This is a genomic window from Sulfitobacter sp. M368 (assembly GCF_025141875.1).
GTDB lineage: Bacteria > Pseudomonadota > Alphaproteobacteria > Rhodobacterales > Rhodobacteraceae > Sulfitobacter > Sulfitobacter mediterraneus_A.
Map to the genome: position 1 here is coordinate 3,704,151 of NZ_CP081113.1, position 18,911 is coordinate 3,723,061.

Consider the following 18,911-nt stretch of genomic DNA (forward strand, 5'->3'; position numbering starts at 1 on the left):
TCCAAATAAGACCCTGCTGCACAAATTGCAATCAGCGGCGTATCGCAACCCTTGCTGCCAGCCATGAGACAAACATCAGCGCAAAATCCACAGGAAGCCATGCCCGCACTGCGGCAGCATCGGCCATCCCGAAGGGGGAATGATACAGCGCCAACCCGGAAAGGTCATCGGGCAATGACACAATGAGGATTGCAGTGACGTTGTTCCACAAATGCACCGCGATGGCCGGCCCCAATGATCCGGACCGTGCCGTCAGATCAGCCATCAACATCCCGAAAACCCCCGCCCAAAGGGCTATAAACAGGGCGTTGTCACCGGCAGAATCCGGCAGGTAGTGCCCCGCCGCAAACAGCAAGGATGGCAAAACCATCCAGATCCAGGGCGAGCGGAACCGCGCCGCCAATTGTTGCTGGATATAGCCGCGAAACACCAGTTCTTCGGCGCCGACCTGTACCAGCACTCCCAAAAGCGAGAAAGGCAACAAAACCATCCAATGCCCAAAGGGCACATTTTCCGTAAGCGAGCCGCCCATATCCCACGGCGGCAAAATGGCGAGAAAAACGCCCAAGGCGATCATGGCTATGCTGACGGCGCGAAAATCGGACAGCGCCAAACCCAGCGGCCCAAACAGGGTCAACATGGACCGACTGTGCAGCAGCCGGACGGAGATACCAACCGCCATGGCCATAAATCCAAAGCTGAAAAGCAGCAGCAGCATGGCCCGCGGTGAGGTGCCGTCTGCCAGCTCGTTATAAAGGGCATAAGCCCCGTCTCCGGCCAGCCCATACACCAGTTGAAAGAACATCTGGTTCAGTGCGACATAGCCGACAACAGCCAGGGTCAGACCGGCCAGAAACCGCCAAAGCGCCGGTTTCTTGCGGGCGGGTGCAATGAATACTTCATGCAGAAGATAGGCGGGTTGCTGCTTCATTCCGCGGGCTTATCAGCTGTCTCGAGGCTTTCTTCAAGGCGCAGCATTCCTTGCGGCATCTGTACCCGCGCCTCGCGCAGGATATCGGCAAGTTCGGTCAAATGGCCCGCCACAGTTTCAAGAAGTTTGAGCAGCACGGTGCGATCACTTTCAACGACCGCGCGGAATTGTTCGGCCCCGATCCGCAGGAATTGCACAGCCTCCACTGCATCCAGATCAAGCTGGCGCGGCTCGTTCTGAATGATCGACAAATCCCCGATCAATCGCCCCGGCTCCACAAAGGAGATGTGATGTGCCTGACCGTCGCCATCGGTCCAGCTCATCTCGGCTTTGCCGGACAGGCAAAGATAGGCCGCATCAGGGCGTTCGCCCTGACTGAAAATCCGCTCGCCCGGCTCAGCGCTGTACCATTGCGCGGCAAAGGCCAGCAAACGCCGATTGCGCGGGCTGAGGCTGCCGAACAATTCGTTACGCGAAATGATCCTGAGCTTACGGCGCAGATCGTCGCTGACATCGGGGTCGTCTTCATCCTGACCTGCCCCATCCAACCGGCCATCACGGATCTCGACATAGACATCGAATTCTTCGGGATTTGGGAAACTGTCCTGAATAAAGATCAACGTCGTATTGGGCAGGAGATCATGCAATCGGTTGCGGATCTGGGCATGGTTGGCCTGTTCCTGTCCGCCCATGGTCTGGTTAAACACCATCACATCGGGACGTTTGATCGCCGCCCGACCAAAGGCGGCACGTTCTTGAAAGGCCGCAGGCAAGTTTGCACCGCCGATCGCCGTCGGAATATCAAACAGATTGACCGAAACCTGCCGTTTAAGATTGTGTTTCAGCAAAATGTCCGCGACGACCTCTTGCACCTTATCGGCCTGCAATCCCGCCATTGAGGAAAATCGTCCATAGATCAGATTTTCCAAGATGGTCAGACGCGGCAGATAGTTTTCAGGAGAAATCGGTACAAACATCCCCTTCGCCTGTTCCCGCAGGAACGGACCATTGGTTTTGCGGATGGTCAGGATTTCTTCCTTGAAGCTTTCAGGGAAAGACGGGCCAATTTGCTCTGCAGTCAACGCAAAAGGCACCGTAAGCAACAGCGCAAATTCTTCGCCGGTCAAGGCATTGTCACCCCTGTCACGGCGTCGGTTGGCGATGTCGACAAGCTGTTCGTAAAGGTCTTCTTCGATGCCCAGCGCGGTAAAAAGCGGATGATCCGTGCCGTCCATCCCAAAGGTCTGGTGCAGCGTTTCCACCAAGGTTTGCGAGATCGCGATGCCCTGCTCGGCCAAGCCCTGTTCCACAAACATCGACAAAAAGGATTTTTCGGCGACAAGGCCTTGCTGGCTGATGTCACGCACAGGCGCGGCAAAGATAAGGTTGCCGCCCAGCGGCACCGCCGGATTGAACTTTTCGGGGTCGAAGCGGTGAACGGCCTTGTCCAGCCCCTCCTCCTTAAGCCGCTGCGCAACCTCTTGGCGCAGATCGACAATCCGCCGTGCCAGTTCGGGATATTTTTCCGGGTCCATGCGCGAGTTCAGCATGCGATGAAAGATCAAATCAGCGGTGCCCAATGCCTCGGTGATTTCAAGCCAGAATTGGTTGATTTCATCTGCTGATCCCAGATCGGCCAGCTCGGGATCAAGCCAATCGGCCACTGTACTATCGGGACTGTTGCCAGATCTGCGCGCCTCGATTCCGCGGCGGTCCTTGTGCGCAGGATCCCACAACACCGTCTTGGGGCTGGTCCGCAGGGGCATCAACAGATTGTCCCCGATGTTCCCCTTGAAAATATAGGGCTGCGCGTGGGCGTAACCGATGCGCGCCGCAATAACCGCCTGATGAAGCCCGCTGAGGTCGTGCCCGGCCATGGTGATCTTGCCCCTAGTCGGGATCACTTCGCGGGTCAGAACCTCGGACAGGGCCGTCCGCTCTGCCTGGCTTTCCATCTGAATGGCAACCTGACTGCCCGGCGGCAATTTCAGCGAAATGTCCTGAAGGATCATATTGCCATCTGAGTTGCGCACCGAAACGTTGCGCAGTTCAATCTCGCCGCGCAGATGCGGGATTTCATTCGGGGTGCCTTCAAACAGCGCTTCGTCAATCACGCCTGACGGATTGAACCGCTCTGTCACGATGTCCCAGCGCAGCGACATGTCCTGCGTCTGGTTGTAGTAAGTCAGCAGCTCCTTCCAGGGGCTCGACAGATCCTTGTAGGCCGCCAGTGCGGCAACCAAGGCACCAACCGTGATCTGCCCCTTGATCGCCAAGTAGCCGCCAACCGCGTAAAAGAAGAATGGTGTCAGCTGGGTGATGAAGTTGTTGAGGAACTTCATAAAGAATTTCTTTTGGTAGATGCGAAAGCGCACATCGAAAAGACGGCCCAAACGGTCGGTGAAATGCGCCAAGCGGAAGCGCCAACCGCCATTTGTCCGCAGATCCGTGATCCCTGCCGCCGTTTCACCGATCTCGGCGGCAAACTGGCGCACCTCGCCGATGCGTTCCTTGTTCAGCAGATTGATCTGTCGTTGCAACAGCGGGATCAGCCACGCTTGCAAGGGGATCAGGGCAACGCCCGCAAGCCCGAACCAGATGGATTGCATGAAAAGAAAGGTCACGATGATCAGCATCTGGCCCGCCTGAAACACCGGCTGTGCCACCGCGTCACCCATCAGCCCGCCCATCGGCTCGGCCTCAGATGTCACCATGCTGACCAATTCGCCCTGGCTGGTATTCTGAAAATAGCTGCGGGGAAACCGCATCATGCGGCTGACCAACTGAAACCGGAAACGCCGCAAAAGCCGTTCGGCCAGAATCCCCTTCATCGTGTTAAGCCGCATTTTCAGCAAGCCATGCACCAAGACGGAGCCGAGATAGGCAAAGCACAGACCAAACAGAAACTGCACCTGCGTCATTTCGACATCGAACACGGTGACGACGCTACCGGTGGCCCCGATGGCATCGTTGATGATCCGTTTGGGCAGTTCCAGCGTGGCATAAAGAAACGGAAAGGTGAAAACCGTAAAGGCCAATAAGAACAATTGCTCGCGGCGGGAATACTTCCAGATAAAGGAAAATAGGCTGGGTTCCATGCACCGCTCTTTCACTGGGCCTGTGGGGCGTGGACATGCCCTTTGTTGTGGTTTTGTAAATTTAAGGCCGCTTGGTGTGTATTACAACATAGCCGCTTGGCCTTGCAGCAGCGCGATTGCACGACTAGACCAAGAGCAAACCAGTATTTCAGGCCTATCTTCGGGAGCTTCGCCATGTCCACCAACCAACGTTTTGACAAATCCAAACTGCCCAGCCGCCATGTGACCGAAGGCCCGGCACGCGCGCCGCATCGGTCCTACTACTATGCGATGGGCATGACGGACGTGGAAATCCACCAGCCGCTGGTCGGCGTTGCGACCTGCTGGAACGAGGCCGCCCCCTGTAACATCGCATTGAACCGTCAGGCACAGGCCGTGAAGATTGGCGTGAAACAGGAGCAGGGTTCACCCCGCGAATTCACCACCATCACTGTGACGGATGGTATCGCGATGGGCCATGAAGGCATGCGGTCTTCGCTGGCCTCCCGCGAGGCGATTGCCGATACGGTTGAGCTCACGATGCGCGGCCACTGCTACGATGCCTTGGTGGGTCTCGCCGGTTGTGACAAATCCCTGCCCGGAATGATGATGGCAATGATCCGCCTGAACGTCCCTTCGGTGTTCATGTACGGCGGTTCGATCCTGCCCGGCAAGGCACCAGAGGGCGCGGATGTGCCTGCGGCGTTTGCGGATCGTGACCTGACCGTTCAGGATATGTTCGAGGCCGTTGGCAACTGGCAGGGCGGCACCATGACCGAGGCCGAGCTTGAAATCCTTGAGCGGGTCGCTTGCCCCTCTGCCGGTGCTTGCGGCGGCCAGTTCACCGCCAACACCATGGCCTGTGTGTCTGAGGCGATTGGCCTTGCGCTGCCCAACTCTTCCGGTGCGCCTGCCCCTTATAAGTCCCGCGACGAATATGCCGTAGCTTCCGGTGCGGCAGTGATGAACCTGATCGAGAAAAACATCCGCGCGCGTGACATCTGTACCCGTGAGGCGTTTGAAAACGCCGCGCGTATTGTGGCCTGCACGGGCGGCTCCACCAACGCAGGTTTGCACCTGCCCGCCATGGCGCATGAGGCAGGGATCGAGTTTTTCCTTGACGATGTTTGCGAAATTTTCCGCGACACGCCGCATTTCGTAGATATGAAACCGGGCGGCGCGTACGTTGCAAAAGACCTCTTTGAAGCGGGCGGTGTTCCGGTTGTGATGAAGGAGCTGCGCAAGGCTGGCCTGATCCATGCCGACTGCATGACCGCCACAGGCTATTCCATGGGTGAAGAGCTGGACAAGATTGAGCGTGAAGCGGACGGCAAGGTGATCCACGCGGTTGAAAATCCGATCAGCACCACAGGCGGTGTTGTTGGCCTCAAGGGCAACCTGGCCCCCGAAGGCGCAATCGTGAAAATCGCTGGCATGTCCGACGAAGACATTGTGTTCACTGGCCCAGCCCTGGTGTTTGAATGCGAGCAGGACGCTTTCGAAGCGGTGCAGAACCGCACCTATTCGGAAGGAGACGTGTTCGTGATCCGCAACGAAGGACCACGCGGCGGCCCCGGCATGCGCGAAATGCTGGCAACCACAGCGGCTTTGTCCGGTCAGGGCATGGGCAAGAAGGTCGCCCTGATCACTGACGGTCGTTTCTCGGGCGCGACGCGCGGGTTCTGTGTGGGTCACGTAGGCCCAGAGGCGGCGCTTGGCGGGCCGATTGGACTGCTGAAGAACGGCGATATGATCACCCTCAACGCGGTTGAAGGGTCGATCACTGTTGATCTGACCGACGAAGAGCTGGCCAGCCGCAAGGCGGAATGGTCCGGCCCTCGTCCGACAAACTATGCCTCCGGCGCGCTGTGGAAATACGCACAGCTTGTTGGCCCAACCTATCTTGGCGCGGTCACACATCCTGGCGCAGCGGCGGAAACGCATGACTACATGGACCTGTAAAGGCCCAGCCGCAGCCATTGTTGCCCTGTCTCTCCTCGCGGGTTGCGAGGCAGGACAGGGTGCATCATTTCTTGACGGCCTGAACCTGCCGGCGGCCACACCGGGGCCAAGAGCGGCGCCCGTCACCGAGGCCCAGATGATGGGCAAAGGCTTTACGCTTGTCGCACCAAAGGGCTATTGCATCGATCCCAAGAACCTGACCGCGCGTTTTGCGATCATGGCCCGTTGCGATGTTTTGGGGCAGTCCAGCAGTTCGCGTGGTGCGCCACTTGGTATCATCACCGCAAGCATTTCGGCCACCACACCCGGCACCACCTTGCCCACACCGGACCAAAGCGCCCGGGCCATGGGGCTCAGGGACGTTCACAACACAACCCGGCACAGCAAAAGCGTGGTTTTCCGCGCCACTGGCACTGCCCCCACGCAAGATGTGGCAGACCAGCAATGGCGAGGCACAGCCCTTATTGGGGGTTATGTGATCGGTCTGGCAGTCTATGGGCCAAAGAACGGCGCCGCCGTATCGGGCGAGGGCGGGGCGCTTTTGTCAGCCTTGATTACCGGATCGCGGGCGCGAAACGCGGATTAATTGTTTCCAGACTGGAAACGAGCCCTGAAACAGCGCCAGATTGTCCCCAATTCATTTGAATGAAACCATTGGGCTGGATACACTGCGCAAAAATGCAGGGCGCTTACAGGTATGTCCAAACTCGGCTTCAACTTTCTGGACGGAAAGGTTTTCTCGCGCAGCATATTGCGATGGGCGCGGGCTGCACGGCGTGCGCGGAAAACCGACCTGCCTCAACTGCGGCGGCAACGGAACAAAGCAAGGCTGCTCAAGACCCATCTCGATCGGCTGATCCATATCGCCGATGACCGGCTGGCCTTGCCAATGATCGGCTCGACAAATTTTTTCAAACCGCACAACGCAGACTGGGCCTGGCGGCCTGAACTGTGGCGTGGTCCGCTGCCGACACCGGGGTATTCCGCGATTGCCAACAAATCCATGTTGGGCCGCGAGGTGACGCTGTTCCATGATTGTGAATTCTCGGAGCTGACCCTGCGCCAGTTGCGCAATTTGCGCGAGGAAGATCTGGCGCCTTATGGGCTGCGTCTTGATGTTTTTCAGTTTGACGGGTCGTTTTTGTCGCTGGTCATCGACCTGCCCGATGACGGCGTGATCGGCCTCAAGCGGACCCATCTTTTGCGCATGGATGCCATTGTGGAAATGGAAAAACCGCTGGAGATCTTCACCCGGTTGAATATTCGCCACGGCCCCAACACCGAACAGATTGTGCGCGAATTGCCTCTGAGCGAAGAGAACATCCGCGTTGAGTTTGATCTGGCCTATTCCAATATCAACGAGAAACGGGTGGAACGGGCATGGGTGGATCTGATCTTTGAAGGACCGCAAATGAACCAGGTGGTGTTGCGCGATCTGACCTTCTCACGCCGCCCCCGCGCCCAGCTTTGAGGACCAAGAATGTTGAAATTGACCAAAACCAAGATGCGGCAGGGGGTCTGGCAGGGGATTATCACCGGCGCAGGCGACACCCAGCCGCAGATTGTCGTGACCCATCAGGATGTCGAGATCCAGGATATTGTCTTGGCCCATGATGCAAAGGCGGATCACTGGATGCTGTCCATTCCGATCCCCAAGGAAATGATCGCAGACGGAGTTCATACGTTGCTGATCCGGGACGGCACGCAGGATCGCAAACTGGGCCATATGACACTGGTCGCAGGCGAGGTCCTGTCGGACGACATCCTTGCCGAGATGGACCTGCTGCGTGCAGAATTGGACATGCTCAAAAGCGCCTTCCGCCGCCATTGTGTTGAAACCGCCTAGAACAGCTTTCCGGCGCCGCTTTATTAAGTTTGAAAAAATGCCATTCCTGATTGTACTATCCGCAGCATGGCCCGCGCTTTGATGTCAAAGCCGCGCCGCTGATTTTGTAATTGCCAAAGAGGCGCCGCCATCCGCTGGTCCGTCAAGAAAAACAGTCAAAGTGTTGTGCGCGAGGGGCTTCCTTCCCTTTATCCGCGTTTGTGGCGGTTTGCACTGATGCTCAGCGGGAGCCGCGCAGCGGCGGATGATCTGGCACAAAAGGCCTGCACGCGAGCGTTGGAAAATGCAGGCAAGTTTGAGCCGGGCACGCATCTGGACAGGTGGATGTTCACATTGACCCGGCGGATCTGGCTGAATGAGTTGCGCAGCGAGGCCGTGCGACGCGGCAATGGGCTGGTCCCAGTGGAAGAGGTGGAGCTCACCGCCAACACAGCCAGCAGCGAAGCGAATATTTTCACCGGTGAAGTGTTTAACGCGATAAGGAACCTGCCAGAAAGCCAACGCGAGACGGTCTTGCTCGTCTACGTAGAGGGCTATGCGTACAAAGATGCGGCACAAATGTTGGAGATCCCGATCGGCACAGTGATGAGCCGTCTGGCCGCCGCCCGCAAATCCATCGCGCAGAAGTTTCCGGATGAAAGAGCCTGAGATGAGCGAGAACAGAACATCATTTTCAGACGAGGAACTGACCGCGTATCTGGATGGCGAGTTGGACAAACAAAAGGCGGCGCAGATCAAATCCGCGGCCAAGGCTGACGCGCTGATTGCCGCGCGGTTGGACAATCTTGCGGTTCCGATGAAGCTGCTGAAGCTGTCGATGAACCCTGCAGTTCTGGATGCACCTGCGTTGCCAGCGCATCTGGCGGGCTCTGCCCCGTCACCATCGCGCGGCATTTGGGTGGCGTCGGCCATTGCCGCGTCTTTTGTGATTGGCGTTGCGGTTACCAATTTCATGCGTCCGGCCCCGAACACCGGATGGATTGCGACCATAGCCTCCTATCAGGCGCTTTATGTCACTGAAACGCTGGAGAACGCTGTTCAGCCGCCCGCCGAAACAGCGCAGGTTCTGGCCCGCGCCAAAGAGGCATTTGGCGTGGACCTGAGTGAGGCATTGTCTGTTTCGGGTTTGGATTTTAAACGCGCCCAGATGCTGGGGCTGAACGGATCTCCCCTGTTGCAGATGGCCTATCTGGCAGAGGACGGCACCCCGATGGCGCTCTGCCTGAAGTCGGTGAGCGGACCGGATCGCGGACCAAAAACAACCGTCATGTTCGACATGGCCGGGGTAAGCTGGGTTGAGAACGGCATCGGCTATTTGTTGATCGGTGGCGGGGATACGGCCAGGACAGAAGCGTTGTCGACGGGTCTTGCGGCCTTACTCTAGCTTTGCATCCAAAGCAAAAAAGCCCGCCATGATGGCGGGCTTTTGTTGTCGCGGGGGTCAGATCAGTTCTTCGGACCCAGCGCCGACAGACCTTTGAGAATGTCGATGGCATAGGCAAGTTGATAATCCTCTTCGCGCAGTTCGGCGGCTTTTTCCGCTTTGGCGCGATCTTCTTCGATCTGTTTGATCTGGTCGTCGGTCAGGCTGTCATTGTTCAGGCTGCCGCGCAGATCCGCTTCGGACCGGCGCTTGCGAGCCGGTGTATCCGCCTCGTCCTCTTCGGGTTTGGCCGGAGGTTGCGCCACAACGATGTCAGGTGACACACCCAGCGCCTGAATAGACCGGCCCGAGGGGGTGTAATACCGCGCCGTGGTCAGGCGCATCGCGCCATTGCCGCGCAGAGGCATGACCGTCTGAACCGACCCTTTGCCGAAACTCTTGGTGCCGATGACAATCGCGCGGCGGTGGTCTTGCAACGCACCTGCGACAATCTCTGAGGCCGAGGCAGAGCCGCCATTGATCAACACCACAATGGGTTTGCCCATCGACAGGTCGCCCGGCGTGGCATTGACGCGGTCGCCATCTTCCAACGTGCGGCCACGGGTGCTGACGATTTCGCCCTCTTCGAGGAAAGCATCGCTCACCGCGATTGCCTGATTCAGCAGACCACCCGGATTGTTGCGCAGATCCAGCACAATGCCATTGATCCCGTCGATGCCGCCGGCCGCTTCGATCTGGTCCTCAAGCCCTTCTTTCATCTTGGGGTAGGTTTGTTCGTTGAATGTGGTCAGACGCAGCACCGCTGTGTTGCCCTCGGTGCGGGCGCGTACGGCGGTCAGTTGGATCGTGTCGCGGATGATGGACACGTCAAAGGGTTCTTGTTCCCCTTCGCGCACCACGGTGATCACGATCTCGGACCCGACCGGCCCGCGCATCATCTCGACTGCGTCATCCAGAACCAGACCCAAGAGACTTTCACCATTTACGTGTGTAATAAAATCGCCTGCTTCGATGCCCGCCTCAAAGGCCGGCGTGCCATCCATTGGCGAGACCACTTTGACAAAGCCGTCTTCTTGCGTGACCTCGATGCCCAGCCCGCCAAATTCGCCGCGGGTCTGTTCGCGCATCTTGGCCGCGTCTTTGGGGGACAGATAGCTGGAATGCGGATCAAGCGAGGTCAGCATTCCGTTTATTGCCGCTTCGATCAGCTCGCTGCTGTCCACGTCTTCCACATATTGGGCGCGAATGCGTTCGAAAATGTCACCAAACAGATCAAGCTGCTCATAGACGTTTTCGGTCTTGGCGCTTTCTTGCGCCAGCAGAGGCGCGGCGATCTGGGTGGTTGCAATTACACCTGCCACTGTGCCGCCAAGGGCTGCCATCACAAACTTCTTCATTCTTATCCATCCTTGTCGGTTCGGAACCAATCGCTGGGGTCCTGTGGAATGTTGTCTTGTCTTACTTCTATATAGAGCGTTTCTGAGCGGTCAGTGCCAGTGCCTTCACGAAGGGGTGAGGATGACGTGCCTTGCGCCGCCTGACCACCCCCCATGAGACCAAGAGGGGTGCCTGCCGCGATCACCTCGCCGGTTTTGGCATAAACGACGTCCAGACCGGCCAGCACAAACAACACATCGGCCTGTGGTTCAAGGATCACGACATTGCCCAGCTCCAGCAGTGGCCCCGTATAACGGACAGTGGCAGCTGTTGGCGTCGTCACAATCGCCTGTGGCCGAGTGGCCAGGATGATACCGGGGCGTTTGACCCCCGCCGCATCCACATCACCGGCGCCATGCAGCACCAGGCCCTGCACAGGCAAGGGCAGATCGCCTGCCATTCCGTCCAGTTTTGCCGGGGCTGGCGCGACCTCATTGGTGACGATCTCGGACAGGCCGCTGGCAAACCCGTCCAGCGTCTCGGTGGACGCGATCAGGATCGCAGTGCGCACGGGATCTTCGGTAAAGCGCAAAGGCAGGTCGGTGCGGTTTGCCATCGCTTCGTTCAGGGCGGTGCGGGCGGCTTGGACTTCGGTCAAGCCATCCTGCAACCGCTTTGCCGCATCGGTTTGTAGCGCACGCAGGGTTTGCACATCCTCCAGATCGCGGCGCAGCCCGTCCGCACGGCGGTTCAATGCCGGCGTGAGTTCGGCCAGCAACATGCCGGCCCGCGCGGTTCCAGTTGGTCCACCAGGATGCAGCAAGGTGACAGGGGAGGGATTGCCGCCAATGCTTTGCAATACCCCCAAAAGCTGCGCCACCTCGCCATCACGCGCGTTGAGCTTGGTCGAAAGCTCCGCCTCTTTGATCGCGACACGGCGCAGTCCTTCGCGCATCGCACCGAGACCTGTTTCAAACGCCTGTATCGTTTCAGTCAACGCCTTGACCCGGTCGCGGGCGCCATCGGCATCGTCAAGCAGGCCTGATGCCTCCTCCAATGCGGCAGAGGCCGCCCGCGCCTGATCCGCCGCATCGGTTTGCGCCAGACCGGCCATGGGCCAGAGCATCAGTGAAAGGAATGCTGCGCGGATCATGAGATCAGGCATGCCCCCGTCATTTCGTCTGGTTGCTCCATTGCCATCAGGTGCAACAGCGTCGGCGCAAGATCGGCCAACCGCCCATCTGCAAGCTGCGCCCCGTCCGGCCCGCCAATCAGGGCCACCGGGACAGGGTTGAGGGTATGCGCGGTGTGCGCCCCACCGGTTTCGGGGTCGATCATCATTTCGCAATTGCCGTGATCCGCCGTCAGCACCATTGCACCGCCCACCTTTTCCAGCGCGGCGCAGACCCGCGCCAGACCAGCATCCACCGCTTCGCAAGCCGCAATCGCCGCATCGAGATCGCCTGTGTGGCCCACCATGTCGGGGTTGGCGTAGTTCACGACGATCAAATCATAGCCATCCTCAATCGCTGCGACGAAACGGTCAGTGACCTCTGCCGATGACATTTCCGGCATCAGGTCGTAGGTCGCCACGTCAGGCGATTTTGGCATAAAACGATCCTCGCCCGTTGATGGCGTTTCCTCACCACCGTTCAGGAAGAATGTCACATGGGGATATTTTTCCGTCTCGGCCAGTCGGAATTGGCGCAAGCCTTGCTTCGCCACCCAAGCGCCCAAAGTGTTGATGATCTCCGGCTTGGGATAGACCGTCGTCATATAGGTTGTGTGTTGGTCTGAATAGGCCGCCATGCCCATCAAGCCCGCCCAATTTGGGCGCTCGCCTGCATCAAATCCGTCAAACGCCGGATCGCCAAGAGCCGCCATGATTTCGCGCGCGCGATCGGCGCGGAAGTTGAGGCAGAAAAATCCGTCGCCGTCTTGCGCCCCTTTGTAGCCGTCAATCACCGTGGCCTGCACAAATTCGTCATTCTCATCTCGTGCATAGGCGGCATCGACAGCGCTTTGTGCATCATCAGCCGCCAATCCCTGTCCACGGGCAATGGCATCAAACGCCTTCTCAACACGGTCCCAACGGTTGTCACGGTCCATCGCGTAATAGCGGCCTGTCACAGTCACAACCTTGACCGCCTTCGGCAATGCCGCCTCAAGCGCTTCGAAAAACCCTTTGGCAGAGCGCGGCGCGACATCGCGGCCATCGGTCAAGGCGTGGATCACAACTGGCACGCCCGCGTCATCCAGCACCTTTGCCGCCGCGATCATATGCGCCAGATGACCATGCACCCCGCCATCAGACACCAAGCCCATCAGATGCGCCGTGCCGCCGCTGGCCGTCATCGCGGCGATGAAGTCCACAAGCCGCTGGTTTTGTTCAAAGGTGCCTTCCTCGATGGCCAGATCAATCTGCCCCAGATCCATGGCCACCACGCGGCCCGCCCCAATATTGGTGTGCCCCACTTCGGAGTTGCCCATTTGCCCGCGCGGCAGACCAACATCTGGCCCATGGGTGATCAAGGTCGCATTGGGGCAATCGCGCATGATCCGGTCTACGGTGGGTGTTTTGGCCAAAAACGGCGCATTGCCGTCCTTCACATCGCTGAGCCCCCATCCGTCAAGGATGCACAATACCACGGGTTTTGGGGTTCTCATGCTGGGACTGCTCCGATTGCGCCTTGTTTTGTGGCCTTTTACCCCTTGGACGCGCCGGGGTGAACCATTTTCCTGCATGCGCTGTCAGATGCGCGGATTTTCAGCGGCGCTGCATCCATCCCGAGGCTTTTTGCCGCTGCCGGTTTGCCTGACAGCGGGTCTTGTTCTGACGCCCGGCATTGGGCATAAGAGATCAGCATTCAGCCCTGAGCCAAGGACCGCAAGACATGAGCCAGCAAGCGCCCGAAACCCGGATCGTGAACACCTACCGCGTTGCCTGTGACGGCGGCGAAGGGGGGCTTGGCCATCCGCGTGTCTGGCTGCAAATCCCGCGCGACACCGGCTATGTCGAATGTGGCTATTGCGACTGCAAATTCGTGCACAGCGATTTTGAAGGCAAAGTCTGAATCCGGCCGACTCACGCTTGCGGCGGGGGCCGCACGGCGTATTCTAGACATGATCAGACGACAGTGGCGCGTGCCCAAAGGCAGCGCCCGATGCGTCATGTCACACATAAACCTGCGAGAGGAAGCCATTCATGTCCGGCACATTTGGCAAAGGCCACCACCTGCATCTGATTGACGGCTCTGCCTTTATCTTTCGCGCCTATCACGCCCTGCCGCCGCTGACGCGCAAATCTGACGGCTTGCCCATCGGGGCGGTCGCGGGATTTTGCAACATGCTGCACCGCTATGTCGAAGGGAACACCGGGCCTGATGCACCCACCCATGCCGCAGTGATTTTTGACAAGGGCAGTCATACCTTCCGCAACGAGATGTATGATCTTTACAAGGCCAACCGCGAGGCGATGCCAGAAGACCTGCGCCCGCAAATTCCGCTGACCCGGACTGCGACCGAAGCCTTCAACATCGCCTGTAAAGAAAAGGAAGGATTCGAAGCGGACGACATCATCGCCACGCTCGCCGTTCAGGCCCGCGCGGCGGGTGGGCGCTGCACCATCATCAGTTCTGACAAGGATCTGATGCAGCTTGTCGGGGAAGGCGTTGAGATGCTCGACGCGATGAAAAACAAAACCATCGACCGCGATGGGGTATTTGAGAAATTTGGCGTCTTTCCCGAAAGAGTTGTCGATGTGCAGGCTTTGGCGGGCGATTCGGTTGACAATGTGCCCGGCGCGCCGGGGATCGGGATCAAGACCGCTGCACTGTTGATCAACGAGTATGGCGACCTTGAAACCCTTCTTGCCCGCGCCGAAGAGATCAAACAACCCAAGCGCCGCCAGACCTTGATTGATCACGCCGAGCAGATCCGCCTGTCCCGCCGGCTGGTGTTGCTGGACGAAAACACGCCGCTGGATTTCACCCTTGATGATCTCGAAGTGCGCGAACCGGACGCAGATCTCCTGCTTGGGTTCCTTGCCGAGATGGAGTTCCGCACCCTGTCCAAGCGTGTGGCAGAGGTTCTGGGCCGCGAAGCGCCGGTGATTGCTGAGACATCCCCCGCCCTGCCAGATGCGCCGCAAGCCGATGACGTGCCGTTTGATGCGGCGAAATACGAACATGTCGCAGACGCGAATGCCCTGCAAAAGTGGATCGATGCAATCTACGAGGTCGGCTATGTCGCGGTTGATACGGAAACCACCGGCCTGAATGAGATGACCGCCGAACTGGTCGGAATCTCGCTGTCAACGGAACCGGGGAAGGCCTGCTATATCCCGTTGATCCATAAGGCCCATGGCGGTGATGATCTGTTCGGTTCAGACGATCTGGCCGAAGGGCAAATGCCGGTTGAACAGGCTTTGCAGATGTTGACCCCGATGTTGGAGGATCCGAGCATCCTCAAGATCGGGCAGAACATGAAGTATGACGCCAAGATCTTTGCCCAGATCGGGATCACTGTTGCGCCTTTCGATGACACGATGTTGATGTCCTACGCGCAGCACGCGGGTCTGCACAATCACGGGATGGACACCCTTTCAGAGCGGTATCTGAGCCATACGCCGATCCCGATCAAACCATTGCTTGGCTCCGGTAAATCCGCCATCACCTTTGACAAGGTTCCATTGGAAGAGGCCGTAAAATACGCCGCAGAGGATGCCGATATTACCCTGCGTTTGTGGCAGTTCCTCAAACCGCAGTTGCACCGCGCCGAAGTGACCAAAGTCTATGAGACGCTCGAACGGCCATTGGTGCCGGTTCTGGCCGCGATGGAGCGGTCCGGGATCAATGTGGACCGCGATACGCTAAGCCGGATGTCCAACGCCTTTGCACAGAAAATGGCAGGGCTGGAAGACGAAATTTACGAGATTGTCGGCCGTAAGTTCAACGTTGGCTCCCCCGCGCAGCTTGGCGAGATCCTGTTTGATGAAATGGGTATCGAGGGTGGCAAGAAGGGCAAGAACGGCAAGTATTCCACCGGCGTTGATGTCCTCGAAGATCTCGCCACCGAGCATGACTTGCCTGCGCGGGTTCTGGACTGGCGACAACTCAGCAAGTTGAAGTCCACCTATACCGATGCACTACAAACCCACATCAACCCGGACACGGGCCGCGTGCACACGTCTTATTCCATCGCGGGGGCATCGACAGGGCGTTTGGCCTCCACCGATCCGAACCTACAGAACATTCCAATCCGCACGGAGGAAGGCCGCCGCATCCGCGAGGCCTTTGTCGCCGAAGAAGGCAAGACATTGGTCGCTCTGGATTATTCCCAGATCGAATTGCGCATTCTGGCTCATATCGCGGATATTCCCGCCCTCAAGGAAGCTTTTGCCCGTGGTGACGACATTCACGCGATGACGGCCTCCGAGATGTTTGACGTGCCGATGGACGAGATGACACCAGAGGTGCGCCGCCGCGCCAAGGCGATCAACTTTGGTGTGATTTATGGTATTTCCGGCTTTGGTCTGGCCCGCAATCTGCGCATTCCCCGGTCCGAGGCGCAGGGGTTCATCGACCGCTATTTCGAACGCTTCCCCGGCATTCGCACCTACATGGATGACACCAAGGCGTTTGCCAAAGAACACGGCTATGTCCAAACCCTGTTTGGCCGCAAGATCCACACACCCAACATCGGTGCCAAGGGTCCGCATGCCGGTTTTGCCGCCCGCGCCGCGATCAATGCGCCGATCCAAGGCACCGCCGCCGATGTGATCCGCCGCGCGATGATCCGGATGCCGGACACCATCGCCGATCTGCCCGCAACGATGCTGTTGCAGGTGCATGACGAACTGCTGTTTGAGGTGGAGCAAGGGGCCGAGGACACCCTGATCGCCGCGGCACGCGAGGTTATGGAAAACGCCAATGATCCGGTGGTGAAACTGGATGTGAAGCTGACCGTGGATGCGGGAACAGGCGCGAACTGGGCCGAGGCGCATTAGGGAGGCGCCGCCCGCCGTGCTTTGCACTTGACATCGGACCTGCCGCCATGGCCTCCCCTCCATTTTTCCGCTAACCCATACCCATGACTCCGATCCTCTATTCCTTTCGACGTTGTCCCTATGCCATGCGGGCGCGTCTGGCGTTGGCCGTCAGCGGCACCACCACGGAACTGCGCGAGATTGTCCTGCGGGACAAGGCGCTCGCCTTTCTTGATGCATCACCCAGCGGAACGGTGCCCTGTATGGTCACCGAAGGGGGCGTGATTGACGAAAGCCTCGATATCATGCTCTGGGCGCTGCGCCGCCGTGATCCGGAAGGATGGCTCAATATGTCCAACGCGGGACATGAGTGGGTCGCACGGGCGGACGGGCCGTTCAAACATGCGCTGGATCGCACAAAATACGCGACCCGCTACCCTGATGAAGAGCCCTCGGCGCATCGCGATCAGGCGGCCGCGTTCCTCACGGAACTGGATGCCGTGATAGATCAGTGGATCTTTGATCACCCCACGCTGGCCGATTTCGCGATTCTGCCCTTCGTTCGGCAGTTCGCATTCATCGACAAGCCATGGTTCGACGCCCAGCCATGGCCAAACCTTCAAGCATGGCTGGAGCGTTTTCTCAGGTCAGACCGTTTTGCCGCGATCATGGGCAAATATCCCAAATGGGCCGAAGGCGATGCGCCGACCTTTTTCCCTTAGGCTTGGGGCTTGCAGACCAGTGCCGCCACCAATCGCCGGGTGACGGGCGCCACGATCAGCACTGCGGGAAAGGCCACCAACCAGCTTGTCCCCCAAGCGCCCATCCATGAGGGCACAAAGGCCTCGGAAAAACCAAATGCCCGATAAGTCGCGATGCCTGACACCATCAAGGACATGAGGCCGGACAGGATAAATCCAAACAGGACAGGGGCAAATCGTGCGGGGATCATAGGGCAGTCATCCAGTCTAGTGTTTTTTCTGTGGGACGACCCGGATGATACTCACCACTGATCCAACCCTTATAGCCAGCCACCCGCAACGCATTGAAGAGCGATGCGAAATCGACAAGACCCGTGCCCGGCCCACTGCGCTCTGGCGCATCGCCGATCTGCACATGGGCAATCAGATCACGGTAGGTTTCAAACACCCGGACCGCGTCACCGTGGATCATCTGAGCATGAAAGCTGTCGTATTGCAGTGCGACATTGGGACGCTCGACCGCGTCCAGAATACCGGCAGCCAATGCGTAGTCATTCAGAAAGTATCCAGGCATCGATACCGGGTTCAACGGCTCAATCGTCAGGGTGATCCCGTCGGGTGCTGCATCTGCCGCCCAGCGCAGGTTGTCGATCAACGTGGCTTTCGCCGCGTCACCTGCGGCCTCACCGGTCATGACATGAATAAACGACGCGCCAAGAGAGGTGGCGCAGTCAAAGGCCGTCTGCATATCGGCGCGAAACGCCGCCGCGCCGCCCACCTGCGCTGCAAACCCGCGTGGGTCTGACAGCGGCGACGGGGCATTGAGCAGGATGAGTTCCAGCCTCTGCTCCTTCAACGCAGCCTTGGTGATGGCAGTGTCCGGCCCATAAGGAAACAAAACCTCCACCGCTCTGAACCCAGCAGCAGCGGCGGCGGCAAACCGGTCTTGATAGGGCAATTCCGGCCACAGAAGGCTCAGGTTCGCGGCTGACTTCATGACGCCTTACGACCCGTCCGGCAATTCATCCGACGGGATAATCCCAAAAAATTCCCCGCCTGACCAAAGGCCGAACCAGCCATCATGATGAGCGCCAATATCGACAAGCCGATAAAAACTTTTGCGATCAATCAGCGCCTCCAGATTCCGGCGGATCAACACATAGGGGGACGGCTCCCCCGTTTCTGGGTCGCGCACGACGCGGATCGGATGGTCCGGCCCGGCCAATGCTGCGTCTTCCAGATTGGTAACAAACCGCAGCTGTTGATCCTTGCCTGTCCCCTCAACCTCAAAATCGACGGCAACAAAAGGCGCGTCTTCGACTGTGATCCCGACCTTTTCCACCGGTGTGACGAGGTAATACTTGTCCTCTTCCCGCCAGAGAATCGTTGAGAACAATTTGACCAATTCCGGCCGCCCAATCGGTGTCCCTTGATAAAACCAAGTCCCATCGCGCCGGATGTGCATATCCAGATCCCCGCAGAAGGGGGGGTTCCATTTCTCAAGCGGCGGCAATCCGCGGGTTTTGGCGGCTTTTGCAGAGGCAAGGATGCCTTCTGCGGAGGGGGTAACGGTTTTTTGTCCGCTCATTGCTTTTGCCATTTCCTGTCAGAGAGATACACTTACACTAACCGATATAAACCAGAGAG

17 protein-coding genes are annotated in these 18,911 nt (G+C 58.5%); 9 read left to right on the top strand and 8 right to left on the bottom strand.

The genetic code is table 11. The annotated features are described in order from the left end of the window. Positions 1–31 precede the first annotated feature (31 nt). Positions 32–931, bottom strand: a complete 900-nt coding sequence (locus K3754_RS18305) for a CPBP family intramembrane glutamic endopeptidase (protein WP_259939273.1) — start codon at positions 929–931, stop codon at positions 32–34. After that, positions 928–4,029, bottom strand: coding sequence for an ABC transporter transmembrane domain-containing protein (locus K3754_RS18310; protein ID WP_259939292.1), 3,102 nt, complete (start codon positions 4,027–4,029; stop codon positions 928–930). The genes K3754_RS18305 and K3754_RS18310 overlap by 4 nt, the downstream gene beginning before the upstream one ends. Positions 4,030–4,203: 174 nt before the next feature. Between K3754_RS18310 and ilvD the strand changes: the two genes are divergently transcribed. From ilvD to K3754_RS18340, 6 genes are all read left to right on the top strand, one after another. Further along, the gene (gene ilvD, locus K3754_RS18315; RefSeq protein WP_259939295.1) at positions 4,204–5,970 is read left to right on the top strand and encodes a dihydroxy-acid dehydratase; all 1,767 of its coding nucleotides are present in this window, start codon (positions 4,204–4,206) and stop codon (positions 5,968–5,970) included. Then, the gene (locus K3754_RS18320) at positions 5,951–6,556 is read left to right on the top strand and encodes a hypothetical protein (RefSeq protein ID WP_203209722.1); all 606 of its coding nucleotides are present in this window, start codon (positions 5,951–5,953) and stop codon (positions 6,554–6,556) included. Before ilvD ends, K3754_RS18320 begins: the two co-directional genes overlap by 20 nt. Positions 6,557–6,667: 111 nt before the next feature. After that, positions 6,668–7,441 carry a DUF6478 family protein gene (locus K3754_RS18325; RefSeq protein ID WP_203209721.1) on the top strand — a complete coding sequence of 258 codons (774 nt, stop codon included), beginning with the start codon at positions 6,668–6,670 and terminating at the stop codon, positions 7,439–7,441. A gap of 9 nt (positions 7,442–7,450) precedes the next feature. Next, positions 7,451–7,816 (top strand): hypothetical protein, encoded by a 366-nt coding sequence (locus K3754_RS18330; RefSeq protein ID WP_203209720.1) that lies wholly within the window; start codon positions 7,451–7,453, stop codon positions 7,814–7,816. Between the two features lie 165 nt (positions 7,817–7,981). Beyond that, positions 7,982–8,464: an RNA polymerase sigma factor gene (locus K3754_RS18335; RefSeq protein ID WP_259939301.1), complete on the top strand. Its 483-nt coding sequence runs from the start codon at positions 7,982–7,984 to the stop codon at positions 8,462–8,464. A gap of 1 nt (position 8,465) precedes the next feature. Continuing rightward, positions 8,466–9,200 (top strand): hypothetical protein, encoded by a 735-nt coding sequence (locus tag K3754_RS18340; RefSeq protein ID WP_259939304.1) that lies wholly within the window; start codon positions 8,466–8,468, stop codon positions 9,198–9,200. 62 nt (positions 9,201–9,262) lie between these two features. Here the strand turns inward: K3754_RS18340 and K3754_RS18345 are convergent, their stop codons facing one another. From K3754_RS18345 to gpmI, 3 genes are read right to left on the bottom strand one after another with little or no spacing between them, the layout of a single operon-like run. Continuing rightward, on the bottom strand, positions 9,263–10,597 hold the full coding sequence (locus K3754_RS18345; RefSeq protein ID WP_259939306.1) for a S41 family peptidase: 1,335 nt from the start codon (positions 10,595–10,597) through the stop codon (positions 9,263–9,265). 2 nt (positions 10,598–10,599) lie between these two features. Further along, entirely contained in the window at positions 10,600–11,742 is a 1,143-nt protein-coding gene (locus K3754_RS18350; RefSeq protein WP_409202363.1) for a murein hydrolase activator EnvC family protein, read from the bottom strand. Further along, positions 11,727–13,244, bottom strand: coding sequence for a 2,3-bisphosphoglycerate-independent phosphoglycerate mutase (gene gpmI, locus K3754_RS18355; RefSeq protein ID WP_259939309.1), 1,518 nt, complete (start codon positions 13,242–13,244; stop codon positions 11,727–11,729). The genes K3754_RS18350 and gpmI overlap by 16 nt, the downstream gene beginning before the upstream one ends. 227 nt (positions 13,245–13,471) lie before the next feature. On the opposite strand from gpmI, the gene K3754_RS18360 reads away from it, so the two are divergent. From K3754_RS18360 to K3754_RS18370, 3 genes are all read left to right on the top strand, one after another. Continuing rightward, positions 13,472–13,651, top strand: a complete 180-nt coding sequence (locus K3754_RS18360) for a zinc-finger domain-containing protein (RefSeq protein WP_203209715.1) — start codon at positions 13,472–13,474, stop codon at positions 13,649–13,651. A gap of 131 nt (positions 13,652–13,782) precedes the next feature. After that, the gene (gene polA, locus K3754_RS18365) at positions 13,783–16,584 is read left to right on the top strand and encodes a DNA polymerase I (protein WP_259939312.1); all 2,802 of its coding nucleotides are present in this window, start codon (positions 13,783–13,785) and stop codon (positions 16,582–16,584) included. Positions 16,585–16,667: 83 nt separating this feature from the next. Further along, on the top strand, positions 16,668–17,285 hold the full coding sequence (locus K3754_RS18370; RefSeq protein WP_259939316.1) for a glutathione S-transferase: 618 nt from the start codon (positions 16,668–16,670) through the stop codon (positions 17,283–17,285). Here K3754_RS18370 and K3754_RS18375 read toward each other — a convergent pair. From K3754_RS18375 to K3754_RS18385, 3 genes are read right to left on the bottom strand one after another with little or no spacing between them, the layout of a single operon-like run. Further along, positions 17,282–17,515 carry a DUF2798 domain-containing protein gene (locus tag K3754_RS18375; protein ID WP_259939320.1) on the bottom strand — a complete coding sequence of 78 codons (234 nt, stop codon included), beginning with the start codon at positions 17,513–17,515 and terminating at the stop codon, positions 17,282–17,284. The genes K3754_RS18370 and K3754_RS18375 overlap by 4 nt on opposite strands. Next, entirely contained in the window at positions 17,512–18,261 is a 750-nt protein-coding gene (locus tag K3754_RS18380) for a hydroxypyruvate isomerase family protein (RefSeq protein WP_259939323.1), read from the bottom strand. Before K3754_RS18380 ends, K3754_RS18375 begins: the two co-directional genes overlap by 4 nt. Before the next feature lie 6 nt (positions 18,262–18,267). Next, complete coding sequence (locus K3754_RS18385; protein WP_259939326.1) at positions 18,268–18,852, bottom strand: DUF1285 domain-containing protein; 585 nt, start codon at positions 18,850–18,852, stop codon at positions 18,268–18,270. Positions 18,853–18,911: the final 59 nt, after the last annotated feature.

Coding starts and splice junctions, on each gene's coding strand:
- K3754_RS18305 (WP_259939273.1), bottom strand. CDS start 931: ATGAAGCAGCAACCCGCCTATCTTCTGCATGAAGTATTCATTGCACCC.
- K3754_RS18310 (WP_259939292.1), bottom strand. CDS start 4,029: ATGGAACCCAGCCTATTTTCCTTTATCTGGAAGTATTCCCGCCGCGAG.
- ilvD (WP_259939295.1), top strand. CDS start 4,204: ATGTCCACCAACCAACGTTTTGACAAATCCAAACTGCCCAGCCGCCAT.
- K3754_RS18320 (WP_203209722.1), top strand. CDS start 5,951: ATGACTACATGGACCTGTAAAGGCCCAGCCGCAGCCATTGTTGCCCTG.
- K3754_RS18325 (WP_203209721.1), top strand. CDS start 6,668: ATGTCCAAACTCGGCTTCAACTTTCTGGACGGAAAGGTTTTCTCGCGC.
- K3754_RS18330 (WP_203209720.1), top strand. CDS start 7,451: ATGTTGAAATTGACCAAAACCAAGATGCGGCAGGGGGTCTGGCAGGGG.
- K3754_RS18340 (WP_259939304.1), top strand. CDS start 8,466: ATGAGCGAGAACAGAACATCATTTTCAGACGAGGAACTGACCGCGTAT.
- K3754_RS18345 (WP_259939306.1), bottom strand. CDS start 10,597: ATGAAGAAGTTTGTGATGGCAGCCCTTGGCGGCACAGTGGCAGGTGTA.
- K3754_RS18350 (WP_409202363.1), bottom strand. CDS start 11,742: ATGCCTGATCTCATGATCCGCGCAGCATTCCTTTCACTGATGCTCTGG.
- gpmI (WP_259939309.1), bottom strand. CDS start 13,244: ATGAGAACCCCAAAACCCGTGGTATTGTGCATCCTTGACGGATGGGGG.
- K3754_RS18360 (WP_203209715.1), top strand. CDS start 13,472: ATGAGCCAGCAAGCGCCCGAAACCCGGATCGTGAACACCTACCGCGTT.
- polA (WP_259939312.1), top strand. CDS start 13,783: ATGTCCGGCACATTTGGCAAAGGCCACCACCTGCATCTGATTGACGGC.
- K3754_RS18370 (WP_259939316.1), top strand. CDS start 16,668: ATGACTCCGATCCTCTATTCCTTTCGACGTTGTCCCTATGCCATGCGG.
- K3754_RS18375 (WP_259939320.1), bottom strand. CDS start 17,515: ATGATCCCCGCACGATTTGCCCCTGTCCTGTTTGGATTTATCCTGTCC.
- K3754_RS18380 (WP_259939323.1), bottom strand. CDS start 18,261: ATGAAGTCAGCCGCGAACCTGAGCCTTCTGTGGCCGGAATTGCCCTAT.
- K3754_RS18385 (WP_259939326.1), bottom strand. CDS start 18,852: ATGAGCGGACAAAAAACCGTTACCCCCTCCGCAGAAGGCATCCTTGCC.